The 16,040-nt window shown below is 41.2% G+C and carries 1 protein-coding gene; it reads right to left on the bottom strand.

Features of this window, described 5'->3' with window-relative positions; translation table 11 throughout:
• Positions 1-15,026, bottom strand: a 15,026-nt coding sequence (locus tag ACXX8U_RS14030) for a tandem-95 repeat protein (protein ID WP_458566373.1), incomplete at its 3' end; no start/stop codon positions are given.
• Positions 15,027-16,040: the final 1,014 nt, after the last annotated feature.

Genomic DNA, 16,040 nt, shown 5'->3' with positions numbered 1-16,040 from the left:
AACGTATTAGTAACTAACACTGTTGCAGTTGCTGTATCGCAATTCGCTGGTGTTACATTTAATCCTGTTGATGGATTAGCTTCGCATAATTGGTAGGTGATACTGTACGTACCACTTGCAGTATTAGCTGCAACGGTTACTATACCGTTAGCATTAATACTCAATGGCCCTGTCGTTAATGGCGTTACATTGGTATTGGTCGTAGTGGCTGCTATGTTACTTAACGTATCATTTGTCAATACATTCAATGCTGTTACAACCGTATTGCTTGATGAAACAGTTACCGATGGATCATTCACTGCATCGATTGGATTACTAACTACAACTGTAGCCATAGCTGTATCGCAATTCGCTGGTGTTACATTTAATCCACTTGATGGATTAGCTTCGCATAATTGATAAGTGATACTGTACGTACCACTTACAGTATTGGCTGCAACGGTTACTATTCCATTAGCATCAATGCTCAGTGGTCCTGTCGTTAATGGCGTTACATTGGTATTGGTCGTAGTGACTGCTATGTTGCTTAACGTATCATTTGTCAATGCGTTCAATGCAGTTACAACTGTATTGTTTGAGGCAACAGTTACAGATGGATCATTCACTGCATCGATTGGATTGTTAACTACAACTGTTGCGATAGCGGTATCACAATTTGCTATGCTGGCACCAGCTTCGCACAATTCATAGGTAATTGCATATGTTCCACTTGCAGTATTGGCTGCAACGGTTACTATTCCATTAGCATCAATACTCAATGGTCCTGTCGTTAATGGCGTCACATTGGTATTAGTCGTAGTGCCTGCAACTCCATTTAACGTATCATTTGTTAAAGTATTTAAGGCCGTTACAATTATATTGTTTGACACAACAGTCACTGATGGGTCGTCTACTGCATCTATCGGATTTAAAACTACTATTGTAGCAATAGCGCTATTACAATTTGCAGGTACCACACTCAATCCTGTTGAAGGATTAACTTCACATAATTCATAGGTAATACTATAACTACCACTTGGAGTGTTTCCTGCTAATGTTACTGCTCCATTTGAATCGATACTCAATGGTCCTTCAGAAACTGGTGTAACATTCGTATTGGCTGGACTTACTAAAACAGTATTCAAAGTATCATTATCTGTTACATTAAACACCACTTTTGGATTTACTCCTGTGTTTACTGCCACTGGATTATCATCAACAGCATCAATTGGGTTTAATACAACAACTGTTGCGGTAGCGTTTGTGCAATTAACAGGATCTGCTCCCGTTTCACACAATTGATAAGTGATGCTATAGGTCCCTGAAACTGTATTAGGTGCTAGTGTCAAATTCCCATCTGCATCAATACTCAATGGACCTGTGGTTATTGGAGTAACATCGGTTTTTGCTAATGTAACTGCTATTCCATTCAAACTATCTGCTCCATTACCGTTATTAGCTAACACACTTCCAACTTGTGTAGCAACTGTAGTACTTGGAACTTGTGTTGGGAAGCTATCAGCAAAAGCATCAATATCATTACTAATAAGGATTTTTGCATTTGCTATATCACAGTTTGATGGATTTATCTTTTCACATATTTGATAAAAAACCATATAGGTACCTGAAACCTGTCCAGGTGGAACCGTAATTGTACCATTACTATTAAGTACAAATCCTGTTGGCGCAGTTCCACTTAATGTTAAATTAACATCTGCTGGATTTAAAACTACTCCATTTAGAGTGTCATTATTCAATACTGATGTGGTAGTTCCACCAATACCTCCTGTATATGGTACTGCTGTAAAATCATCAACAATGGCATCTACAGCTGCTTTGAAGACGTCTACTGTCACTGTTGCAGTACTGCAATTAGCCGGATTTGAACCAATTTCACATATTTGATACTCTAGGGTTCGAAGTCCTGCAGGTGTACCTGCTGCAATTGTAATGGTACCGTCTGGATTTAAAGTTAATGCTGGATTTGAAACTGTTGTTGTCAAAATTACATCAGCTGGATTAACTGGTGGAATTCCACTTAATGTATCATTCCCTAAAACTGAACCAGTTGTAGCTCCAGGGAGTCCTCCTGTTGTATCCGCATTTGCCACAATAGCATTTAAAACTACTATTGTAGCTGTTGCTGTTTTGCAATTAACAGGGTTTGCTCCTACTTCACATATTTGGTAAGTAATACTATAAGTACCGGAAACTGTGTTGGGTGCTAAACTAATCTCCCCATTACTTGCTATACTTAGTGGACCTGCTATTTGTGGTGTGACATTGGTATTTGCATCTGTAACTGGAACTCCATACAATGTATCATTTGTAGTTACATTTAAAACAACTTTAGAAACTTCACCAGTTGCTACTGTAAGAGGCCCATCATTTACTGCAACTAATGGATTCTGAACTACAACTGTCGCTGTAGCTGTATCACAATTGGCTGGACTTGCCCCAGATTCACACAATTGGTATGTTATTGTATAAGTTCCAGAAGCTGTGTTTGCTGCTAATATTAAATTACCGTCAACATCTACACTTAAAGGCCCTGTCGTTATTGGTGTTACATCACTATTAGTTGCTGTAACTAATTCACCATTCAACCTATCATTTGATATCACATTTTGTACGGTAACAGGCGTAGTAGCAGACGCAATTGTTGTTGGACCATCATTTACAGCATCTATTGGATTTAAAACTACTACAGTAGCCGTTGCATTATCGCAATTTGCTGGACTTACATTCGATCCTGTTGATGGATTGGCTTCACATAATTGGTAGGTGATGCTATAAGTACCACTTGCAGTATTAGCTGCAACGGTTACTATTCCGTTAGCATCGATACTCAATGGTCCAGTCGTTAATGGCGTTACATGCGTATTGGTCGTAGTGGCTGCCATGTTATTTAACGTATCATTTGTCAATGCGTTCAATGCAGTTACAACCGTATTGATTGATGAAACAGTTACCGATGGATCATTCACCGCATCGATCGCGTTGTTTACTACAACTGTAGCCGTAGCTGTATCGCAATTCGCTGGTGTTACATTTAATCCTGTTGATGGATTAGCTTCACATAATTGGTAGGTGATGCTATATGTACCACTTGCAGTATTAGCTGCAACAGTTACTATTCCATTAGCATCAATACTCAATGGCCCTGTCGTCAATGGTGTTACATTGGTATTGGTTGTAGTTGCTGCTATATTGTTTAACGTGTCATTTGTCAATGCGTTCAATGCAGTTACAACCGTATTGTTTGAGGCAACAGTTACCGATGAATCATTCACTGCATCGATTGGATTGTTAACCACAACTGTAGCCGTAGCTGTATCGCAATTTACTGGATTGGCTCCCACTTCACAAATTTCATATATTACTGTGTAGGTTCCTGATGGAGTATTTGCGTTTACTGTTATAGATCCGTCTACATTCAAGGTAAGTCCTGCCGGAACGTTTACTCCTGACAATGTTACTTGACGAGGATTGGTACCAATAACAACTGGATTACCATCTAAAGTATCATTTGCTACAACACTTGCTGTGCTATTGCCTACTGAAACTGCTGCTAACGTGTCATCATTTGCTACTAGCACTTCATTGACTGCTGTTACAGTTACAGAAATAGTAGCGCTATTCGATACTAATCCGTTATTGTCGTTTACCGTGTAGTTGATTGGTGTGGCTGCTCCGTTGAAGTTCAATACCGGTGTAAAGGTTACTACGCCTAAATTGTTTACCGTGTACGTTCCTTGTCCTGCTACTGTGAATGTCGTTTGGATACCGGCTGTAGCTGGGTCCAAATCTACTGTTGCTACATCAATGGTTCCGTCTGCATCTGTGTCGTTCGTGGTAACGTTGATGGTTACTGCCGTGTCTTCGTTGGTTGTAGCCGAATCGTTGTTCGCTACTGGTGCATCGTTAACTGCTGTTACTGTTACTGAGATGGTAGCAATATTTGATACTAATCCGTTATTGTCGTTTACAGTGTAGTTGATTGGTGTCGCTGTTCCGTTGAAGTTCAATACCGGTGTAAAGGTTACTACGCCTAAATTGTTTACCGTGTACGTTCCTTGTCCTGCTACTGTGAATGTCGTTTGGATACCGGCTGTAGCTGGGTCCAAATCTACTGTTGCTACATCAATGGTTCCGTCTGCATCTGTGTCGTTCGTGGTAACGTTGATGGTTACTGCCGTGTCTTCGTTGGTTGTAGCCGAATCGTTGTTCGCTACTGGTGCATCGTTAACTGCTGTTACTGTTACTGAGATGGTAGCAATATTTGATACTAATCCGTTATTGTCGTTTACAGTGTAGTTGATTGGTGTCGCTGTTCCGTTGAAGTTCAATACCGGTGTAAAGGTTACTACGCCTAAATTGTTTACCGTGTACGTTCCTTGTCCTGCTACTGTGAATGTCGTTTGGATACCGGCTGTAGCTGGGTCCAAATCTACTGTTGCTACATCAATGGTTCCGTCTGCATCTGTGTCGTTCGTGGTAACGTTGATCGTTACTGCCGTGTCTTCGTTGGTAGTAGCCGAATCGTTGTTCGCTACTGGTGCATCGTTAACTGCTGTTACTGTTACTGAGATAGTAGCAATATTGGATACTAATCCTAGGTTGTCGTTTACAGTGTAGTTGATTGGTGTCGCTGTTCCGTTGAAGTTCAATACCGGTGTAAAGGTTACTACGCCTAAATTGTTAACCGTGTACGTTCCTTGTCCTGCTACTGTGAATGTCGTTTGGATACCGGCTGTAGCTGGGTCCAAATCTACTGTTGCTACATTAATGGTTCCGTCTGCATCTGTGTCGTTCGTGGTAACGTTGATGGTTACTGCCGTGTCTTCGTTGGTTGTAGCCGAATCGTTGTTCGCTACTGGTGCATCGTTAACTGCTGTTACTGTTACTGAGATGGTAGCAATATTTGATACTAATCCGTTATTGTCGTTTACAGTGTAGTTGATTGGTGTCGCTGTTCCGTTGAAGTTCAATACCGGTGTAAAGGTTACTACGCCTAAATTGTTTACCGTGTACGTTCCTTGTCCTGCTACTGTGAATGTCGTTTGGATACCGGCTGTAGCTGGGTCCAAATCTACTGTTGCTACATTAATGGTTCCGTCTGCATCTGTGTCGTTCGTGGTAACGTTGATGGTTACTGCCGTGTCTTCGTTGGTTGTAGCCGAATCGTTGTTCGCTACTGGTGCATCGTTAACTGCTGTTACTGTTACTGAGATGGTAGCAATATTTGATACTAATCCGTTATTGTCGTTTACAGTGTAGTTGATTGGTGTCGCTGTTCCGTTGAAGTTCAATACCGGTGTAAAGGTTACTACGCCTAAATTGTTTACCGTGTACGTTCCTTGTCCTGCTACTGTGAATGTCGTTTGGATACCGGCTGTAGCTGGGTCCAAATCTACTGTTGCTACATCAATGGTTCCGTCTGCATCTGTGTCGTTCGTGGTAACGTTGATCGTTACTGCCGTGTCTTCGTTGGTAGTAGCCGAATCGTTGTTCGCTACTGGTGCATCGTTAACTGCTGTTACTGTTACTGAGATAGTAGCAACATTTGATACTAATCCGTTATTGTCGTTTACAGTGTAGTTGATTGGTGTCGCTGCTCCGTTGAAGTTCAATACTGGTGTAAAGGTTACTACGCCTAAGTTGTTTACCGCATACGTTCCTTGTCCTGCTACTGTGAATGTGTTTTGGATACCGGCTGTAGCTGGGTCCAAATCTACTGTTGCTACATCAATGGTTCCGTCTGCATCTGTGTCGTTCGTGGTAACGTTGATCGTTACTGGCGTGTCTTCGTTGGTTGTTGCCGAATCGTTGTTCGCTACTGGTGCATCGTTAACTGCTGTTACTGTTACTGAGATAGTAGCAATATTTGATACTAATCCGTTATTGTCGTTTACAGTGTAGTTGATTGGTGTCGCTGTTCCGTTGAAGTTCAATACCGGTGTAAAGGTTACTACGCCTAAATTGTTTACCGTGTACGTTCCTTGTCCTGCTACTGTGAATGTCGTTTGGATACCGGCTGTAGCTGGGTCCAAATCTACTGTTGCTACATCAATGGTACCGTCTGCATCTGTGTCGTTCGTTGTAACGTTGATCGTTACTGCCGTGTCTTCGTTGGTTGTAGCCGAATCGTTGTTCGCTACTGGTGCATCGTTAACTGCTGTTACTGTTACTGAGATAGTAGCAATATTGGATACTAATCCTAGGTTGTCGTTTACAGTGTAGTTGATTGGTGTCGCTGTTCCGTTGAAGTTCAATACCGGTGTAAAGGTTACTACGCCTAAGTTGTTTACCGTGTACGTTCCTTGTCCTGCTACTGTGAATGTCGTTTGGATACCGGCTGTAGCTGGGTCCAAATCTACTGTCGCTACATTAATGGTTCCGTCTGCATCTGTGTCGTTCGTTGTAACGTTGATGGTTACTGCCGTGTCTTCGTTGGTAGTAGCCGAATCGTTGTTCGCTACTGGTGCATCGTTAACTGCTGTTACTGTTACTGAGATAGTAGCAATATTGGATACTAATCCGTTATTGTCGTTTACAGTGTAGTTGATTGGTGTCGCTGCTCCGTTGAAGTTCAATACCGGTGTAAAGGTTACTACGCCTAAATTGTTTACCGCATACGTTCCTTGTCCTGCAACTGTGAATGTCGTTTGGATACCGGCTGTAGCTGGGTCCAAATCTACTGTTGCTACATCAATGGTTCCGTCTGCATCTGTGTCGTTCGTGGTAACGTTGATGGTTACTGCCGTGTCTTCGTTGGTTGTAGCCGAATCGTTGTTCGCTACTGGTGCATCGTTAACTGCTGTTACTGTTACTGAGATAGTAGCAACATTTGATACTAATCCGTTATTGTCGTTTACAGTGTAGTTGATTGGTGTCGCTGCTCCGTTGAAGTTCAATACTGGTGTAAAGGTTACTACGCCTAAGTTGTTTACCGCATACGTTCCTTGTCCTGCTACTGTGAATGTGTTTTGGATACCGGCTGTAGCTGGGTCCAAATCTACTGTTGCTACATCAATGGTTCCGTCTGCATCTGTGTCGTTCGTGGTAACGTTGATGGTTACTGCCGTGTCTTCGTTGGTTGTAGCCGAATCGTTGTTCGCTACTGGTGCATCGTTAACTGCTGTTACTGTTACTGAGATAGTAGCAACATTTGATACTAATCCGTTATTGTCGTTTACAGTGTAGTTGATTGGTGTCGCTGCTCCGTTGAAGTTCAATACCGGTGTAAAGGTTACTACGCCTAAGTTGTTTACCGTGTACGTTCCTTGTCCTGCTACTGTGAATGTGTTTTGGATACCGGCTGTAGCTGGGTCCAAATCTACTGTTGCTACATTAATGGTTCCGTCTGCATCTGTGTCGTTCGTTGTAACGTTGATGGTTACTGCCGTGTCTTCGTTGGTTGTTGCCGAATCGTTGTTCGCTACTGGTGCATCGTTAACTGCTGTTACTGTTACTGAGATAGTAGCAATATTTGATACTAATCCGTTATTGTCGTTTACAGTGTAGTTGATTGGTGTCGCTGTTCCGTTGAAGTTCAATACCGGTGTAAAGGTTACTACGCCTAAATTGTTTACCGTGTACGTTCCTTGTCCTGCTACTGTGAATGTCGTTTGGATACCGGCTGTAGCTGGGTCCAAATCTACTGTTGCTACATTAATGGTTCCGTCTGCATCTGTGTCGTTCGTTGTAACGTTGATGGTTACTGCCGTGTCTTCATTAGTAGTAGCCGAATCGTTGTTCGCTACTGGTGCATCGTTAACTGCTGTTACTGTTACTGAGATAGTAGCAATATTGGATACTAAGCCTAGGTTGTCGTTTACAGTGTAGTTGATTGGTGTCGCTGTTCCGTTGAAGTTCAATACCGGTGTAAAGGTTACTACGCCTAAATTGTTTACCGTGTACGTTCCTTGTCCTGCTACTGTGAATGTGTTTTGGATACCGGCTGTAGCTGGGTCCAAATCTACTGTCGCTACATTAATGGTTCCGTCTGCATCTGTGTCGTTCGTTGTAACGTTGATGGTTACTGCCGTGTCTTCGTTGGTAGTAGCCGAATCGTTGTTCGCTACTGGTGCATCGTTAACTGCTGTTACTGTTACTGAGATAGTAGCAATATTGGATACTAATCCTAGGTTGTCGTTTACAGTGTAGTTGATTGGTGTCGCTGCTCCGTTGAAGTTCAATACCGGTGTAAAGGTTACTACGCCTAAATTGTTTACCGCATACGTTCCTTGTCCTGCAACTGTGAATGTGTTTTGGATACCGGCTGTAGCTGGGTCCAAATCTACTGTTGCTACATTAATGGTTCCGTCTGCATCTGTGTCGTTCGTGGTAACGTTGATGGTTACTGCCGTGTCTTCGTTGGTTGTAGCCGAATCGTTGTTCGCTACTGGTGCATCGTTAACTGCTGTTACTGTTACTGAGATAGTAGCAATATTGGATACTAATCCGTTATTGTCGTTTACAGTGTAGTTGATTGGTGTCGCTGCTCCATTGAAGTTCAATACCGGTGTAAAGGTTACTACGCCTAAATTGTTTACCGTGTACGTTCCTTGTCCTGCTACTGTGAATGTCGTTTGGATACCAGCTGTAGCTGGGTCCAAATCTACTGTTGCTACATCAATGGTTCCGTCTGCATCTGTGTCGTTCGTGGTAACGTTGATGGTTACTGCCGTGTCTTCGTTGGTTGTAGCCGAATCGTTGTTCGCTACTGGTGCATCGTTAACTGCTGTTACTGTTACTGAGATGGTAGCAATATTTGATACTAATCCGTTATTGTCGTTTACAGTGTAGTTGATTGGTGTCGCTGTTCCGTTGAAGTTCAATACCGGTGTAAAGGTTACTACGCCTAAATTGTTTACCGTGTACGTTCCTTGTCCTGCTACTGTGAATGTCGTTTGGATACCGGCTGTAGCTGGGTCCAAATCTACTGTTGCTACATCAATGGTTCCGTCTGCATCTGTGTCGTTCGTGGTAACGTTGATGGTTACTGCCGTGTCTTCGTTGGTTGTAGCCGAATCGTTGTTCGCTACTGGTGCATCGTTAACTGCTGTTACTGTTACTGAGATGGTAGCAATATTTGATACTAATCCGTTATTGTCGTTTACAGTGTAGTTGATTGGTGTCGCTGTTCCGTTGAAGTTCAATACCGGTGTAAAGGTTACTACGCCTAAATTGTTTACCGTGTACGTTCCTTGTCCTGCTACTGTGAATGTCGTTTGGATACCGGCTGTAGCTGGGTCCAAATCTACTGTTGCTACATCAATGGTTCCGTCTGCATCTGTGTCGTTCGTGGTAACGTTGATCGTTACTGCCGTGTCTTCGTTGGTAGTAGCCGAATCGTTGTTCGCTACTGGTGCATCGTTAACTGCTGTTACTGTTACTGAGATAGTAGCAATATTGGATACTAATCCTAGGTTGTCGTTTACAGTGTAGTTGATTGGTGTCGCTGTTCCGTTGAAGTTCAATACCGGTGTAAAGGTTACTACGCCTAAATTGTTTACCGTGTACGTTCCTTGTCCTGCTACTGTGAATGTCGTTTGGATACCGGCTGTAGCTGGGTCCAAATCTACTGTTGCTACATTAATGGTTCCGTCTGCATCTGTGTCGTTCGTGGTAACGTTGATGGTTACTGCCGTGTCTTCGTTGGTTGTAGCCGAATCGTTGTTCGCTACTGGTGCATCGTTAACTGCTGTTACTGTTACTGAGATGGTAGCAATATTTGATACTAATCCGTTATTGTCGTTTACAGTGTAGTTGATTGGTGTCGCTGTTCCGTTGAAGTTCAATACCGGTGTAAAGGTTACTACGCCTAAATTGTTTACCGTGTACGTTCCTTGTCCTGCTACTGTGAATGTCGTTTGGATACCGGCTGTAGCTGGGTCCAAATCTACTGTTGCTACATCAATGGTTCCGTCTGCATCTGTGTCGTTCGTGGTAACGTTGATCGTTACTGCCGTGTCTTCGTTGGTAGTAGCCGAATCGTTGTTCGCTACTGGTGCATCGTTAACTGCTGTTACTGTTACTGAGATAGTAGCAATATTGGATACTAATCCTAGGTTGTCGTTTACAGTGTAGTTGATTGGTGTCGCTGTTCCGTTGAAGTTCAATACCGGTGTAAAGGTTACTACGCCTAAATTGTTAACCGTGTACGTTCCTTGTCCTGCTACTGTGAATGTCGTTTGGATACCGGCTGTAGCTGGGTCCAAATCTACTGTTGCTACATCAATGGTTCCGTCTGCATCTGTGTCGTTCGTGGTAACGTTGATCGTTACTGCCGTGTCTTCGTTGGTAGTAGCCGAATCGTTGTTCGCTACTGGTGCATCGTTAACTGCTGTTACTGTTACTGAGATAGTAGCAATATTGGATACTAATCCTAGGTTGTCGTTTACAGTGTAGTTGATTGGTGTCGCTGTTCCGTTGAAGTTCAATACCGGTGTAAAGGTTACTACGCCTAAATTGTTAACCGTGTACGTTCCTTGTCCTGCTACTGTGAATGTCGTTTGGATACCGGCTGTAGCTGGGTCCAAATCTACTGTTGCTACATTAATGGTTCCGTCTGCATCTGTGTCGTTCGTGGTAACGTTGATGGTTACTGCCGTGTCTTCGTTGGTTGTAGCCGAATCGTTGTTCGCTACTGGTGCATCGTTAACTGCTGTTACTGTTACTGAGATGGTAGCAATATTTGATACTAATCCGTTATTGTCGTTTACAGTGTAGTTGATTGGTGTCGCTGTTCCGTTGAAGTTCAATACCGGTGTAAAGGTTACTACGCCTAAATTGTTTACCGTGTACGTTCCTTGTCCTGCTACTGTGAATGTCGTTTGGATACCGGCTGTAGCTGGGTCCAAATCTACTGTTGCTACATTAATGGTTCCGTCTGCATCTGTGTCGTTCGTGGTAACGTTGATGGTTACTGCCGTGTCTTCGTTGGTTGTAGCCGAATCGTTGTTCGCTACTGGTGCATCGTTAACTGCTGTTACTGTTACTGAGATGGTAGCAATATTTGATACTAATCCGTTATTGTCGTTTACAGTGTAGTTGATTGGTGTCGCTGTTCCGTTGAAGTTCAATACCGGTGTAAAGGTTACTACGCCTAAGTTGTTTACCGTGTACGTTCCTTGTCCTGCTACTGTGAATGTCGTTTGGATACCGGCTGTAGCTGGGTCCAAATCTACTGTTGCTACATTAATGGTTCCGTCTGCATCTGTGTCGTTCGTTGTAACGTTGATGGTTACTGCCGTGTCTTCATTAGTAGTAGCCGAATCGTTGTTCGCTACTGGTGCATCGTTAACTGCTGTTACTGTTACTGAGATAGTAGCAATATTGGATACTAAGCCTAGGTTGTCGTTTACAGTGTAGTTGATTGGTGTCGCTGTTCCGTTGAAGTTCAATACCGGTGTAAAGGTTACTACGCCTAAATTGTTTACCGTGTACGTTCCTTGTCCTGCTACTGTGAATGTGTTTTGGATACCGGCTGTAGCTGGGTCCAAATCTACTGTCGCTACATTAATGGTTCCGTCTGCATCTGTGTCGTTCGTTGTAACGTTGATGGTTACTGCCGTGTCTTCGTTGGTAGTAGCCGAATCGTTGTTCGCTACTGGTGCATCGTTAACTGCTGTTACTGTTACTGAGATAGTAGCAATATTGGATACTAATCCGTTATTGTCGTTTACAGTATAGTTGATTGGTGTCGCTGTTCCGTTGAAGTTCAATACCGGTGTAAAGGTTACTACCCCTAAGTTGTTTACCGTGTACGTTCCTTGTCCTGCTACTGTGAATGTGTTCTGGATACCGGCTGTAGCTGGGTCCAAATCTACTGTTGCTACATTAATGGTTCCGTCTGTATCTGTGTCGTTCGTTGTAACGTTGATGGTTACTGCCGTGTCTTCGTTAGTAGTAGCCGAATCATTGTTCGCTACTGGTGCATCGTTAACTGCTATTACTGTTACTGAGATAGTAGCAATATTGGATACTAATCCTAGGTTGTCGTTTACAGTGTAGTTGATTGGTGTCGCTGCTCCGTTGAAGTTCAATACTGGTGTAAAGGTTACTACGCCTAAGTTGTTTACCGTGTACGTTCCTTGTCCTGCTACTGTGAATGTCGTTTGGATACCGGCTGTAGCTGGGTCCAAATCTACTGTCGCTACATTAATGGTTCCGTCTGCATCTGTGTCGTTCGTGGTAACGTTGATCGTTACTGCCGTGTCTTCGTTGGTTGTAGCCGAATCGTTGTTCGCTACTGGTCGTATATTAGGAGTAACTGTTGATGAATTGTTGCCTGCTGCAGGATCTGCCGTAGTACTAGAAATCGTTGCTGTATTGGCATAACTACCTGATGCATTTACTGTTGCAGTTATCGTTAATGTTGCACTTGAACCGTTGTTTAACGATCCAATTGTCCACAATCCTGTAGAACTACTAAAAGTTCCAACAGTTGGTGCTGTGTTACTTACATAGGTATAACCCGCTGGCAAAACATCTGAAACAGAAACACCTTCAGCTGTACTTGGTCCTGCATTATTTGCTGTTAAAGTAAAGGTCACACTGCTTCCCACATTTGGTGTAGCATTGTTTACTGTTTTGGCTATGCTTACGTTTGCTGAAGCATCAACAAAATTTCTACCTGTTATGGATTGAAAACCGAAAACATTATTATTGATAACACTATCATTTGCTCCTTCTACATCTGAAAAATTAGAGAAACCAGCCAAATTAGTCTGAGTAACTGTGTAATTTCCTAAACTTCCAACAGGAATTAAAAATGAATAATTTCCATTTGAATCTGTTGTTGTAGCTTGGCTACTTGGCCCACTTAATGTTACGGTGGACCCTGCGATATTTCCTCCTCCTTGGACAGAAACATTACCACATAATAATGGTGAGGTTAAAACAGTGCCTTCTCTACCTGTTAAAGTTATATCTTGAAAATATATCGAATTGAGTCTTTCTACAGTAGTTCCTCCCACTGCACCAATAGTAACAACCATGGATGAACGATTCTCAAAATAAGTTGTGTATGCATATTCTGGACCTACACCTGTACCACCTTGTACTGCCGAGGTAGTCGCAGTTCCCCTAAAACTAGTAGGGGTAGTTGCAAATGTTAAATTAGTAGGACTAGAATTAAATCTTGCATCTGGCAAATTCATTTCTACATACTCTCTTAAGGTACCACCATCTCCATCAACATCTAATGCAGATGCGTAATAATTTAATCGTACCGGATTTGCAAAAGTTCCACCCGCTGTAACAAAATTAAACGCAAAAGTAATACTTGCAGGATTAGATCCATTTGTTAAAATCGAAGGCTGAAATGCATTATCAAAACCATCTGACCCTTCTGTCACAGCAGGTTTATCTAGATCAACAATTGTTGGTAGCCCTCCCGTACCATTAATCGAAGATATCGTAACTAAGGCATCTACTCCCGCTGTAACACCCGGGAAACGATATACATCTCCCACATTTGCGACACCATCATTGGTACCCGACACAAAAACAGGGTTTTGAAAACTTAAGCTTGATACTGTAATCGCAGTTGAATTACAAGCCCTTTGAGAGGAAGAATCATATACAACCAAATCTGCAGGAGCTGAAGGAAAAGGTCCACATGCGTAATTGCTATTTGTTATGATTACTCTATAGTCATAGCCATTCTGCGTTAAAGTTACACCTGTTAAATTTAAACTAGCAGTTGTTGCTCCTGAATATATTCCTCCGTTTGTAATATTGGACCATGATGAGCCGCCATTAGTACTTTGTTGCCATTGGTATTGTATCGTGCCTGAAGACCCTACAGTTACCGAAAAAACAGCATTGCCATTATTAAAAGTCAACTGATTAGAGGGCTGAGTTGTGATCGAATTACCAACAATAACCACATTAGTATACGTTCCAGTATAAGAAGCTGCAATTACAGTTCCATTTGCATTTGTTGGGGCTATTGCTCCTCCAGTTTGACCAAATTGCTGGCCAGTTGCTGCAGATGTATTGTTATTGTAATATTCATTAGAATCTGAGCAGCCATCATTATCAGAGTCTAAATCTAAATGATTAGGTAAAGAATCAGCATCCGAACTCGCTTCATAAACATCTGGAACACCGTCACTATCAGCATCGGTATAGTTGGTGGTTGAACCATCAGCTCTGGCAATATATGTTGCAGATTGTCCGCTATTATTTGTTGTGTCTAAATAGTTGGGCAAACCATCACCATCTTGATCTCCGTTTGGATTATTACCTCCAGATTCAACAGAATCTAATATACCATCATTATCATCATCTAAATCAACATTGTCATTTTTACCATCATTGTCCGTATCTTGCAAACAAACTGCATACAAGGGATTTGTGATAGCAAAATTATTTTGATTCATATCAAATTCCTTGATAAAATTGTTATTAGCATAATTATCAAATTCAATACTCGATACATCATTAAATTCATACATTACTCTACTCGGTGCACCCCCGTTTTCAGTTGCAGTACCAATTGCGTTTAAATCTGGTGGAGTATTGTTAATCAGTAGCCTTGTAGGGTCGGCTGTGGCTGTAAATCTAACTGAAGCCCCACAATCTGTAGCTAAAGCTTCATTATCTGGTCCATCTATATCATTAATGACAAATCTAAAATCGTTAACAGGAACCGGTGTAACACCATCGGCAGCTAAAAATGTAAAACGAATTCTTGATTTGTTATTTGCTAATCCAGTCCCTCCAGTTCCATGTGTATAAACAATATTATCTCCGTTTAATGTAAAAGTCCCTACCTGAAGCCCTGAAATTTTTTGAGCTCTAACAAAAGCAAGTGTAGGAATAGTTGGAGAAGTTGCTACAAACAAAGCATTATCGGTGCCAGCACCAGATGATATACTTGAGACAGCAACATTTTCGAAATTTTGCGATATCCCGAAACTATAAAAGAATAGAAAAATTAAGACAAATATCTTTTCAATAAACTTAATTTTTACCGGTTTTAAATTATTAAAGTTTAGAACTTTAAAATCTTGAGAGTAATTTATATTCATATTACAGATATTTTATTGATAAGGGACACTTTGTGTATTTTCTTAAATGATAAGTAAACCTTGATGATTAAAAAACAAAAAACAAGCTATTAACCACTCCGTCTTAATTCGAACATTTTAACATAAATGTACGTTAAAAATATCTTAATGGTTTTACTAAAACTTAAAAAAAATAAAATTTTTATTTTGGGAACAAAGTTTACAAAAAAAATCTTAAAATCAAACATAATTTTTGCTTGATAACCATAAGATATAAAACAAAACACTTGTACATCAACACTTTTCGCGAATAAAATGATTTTGGTCACAATTTAGAAACACTTGTGAATTTACAGTTTTGGACCCTAACATTGATTGTAAGGCGTTTATCGCATAGTAAAACCTTTTAATCAGAAATTAATAGGTATACTTTGAACAAAAAAATAACCCCAGCAACATCTACCACTAAAATTAATTAAAGTGAAAATAAAAAATCTTTCGACGAACAGACAAAATGTGTGGATAAGCAGTAAAATATTGAGTTTAAATAGTAGTAAAATATAGATTTAAGCCCGAAATCTATTTTAAAAAAAGTCAACTGTGTCACTATTCGTGTACTGAAGTCAATGGTTTGCGGTATTAAAAAGAGCTCTTTCCCGTGAAGACTTTAATTGATTTGTTGTAATAACTAGAAATGTTAAACCAACATTCACAACAAATGTCATTAACATTAATCGAATTTTCAGAAGGCAACTCAAGTTCGCCTACCTCAAGATAATTGTATACGAACTTGGTAAAAAGCCTTATTGGCAATTTATTGAAGACAGTTAAAAGGAAGGCACGATCGAACTTACCTCTTGTGAAACTAAATCAAGACTAATCTGTTTCTTAGAATATAAATTTGAATAATTAAAACTAAATAAATTCAATCAATATCCTCCATTTAGAGTAAAATCCAGTTGCAATCAGAACTAAGAAGTAGTCTGATTGTTCCAATTCAAGGCGAAGCTCAGGCAAACAAAAATAATCACTGGG

It is taken from the genome of Flavobacterium sp. GNP001 (genome assembly GCF_054343775.1).
Note: the sequence above shows the minus strand (reverse complement) of the source record. Positions and strands in the feature narration are given on the sequence as shown.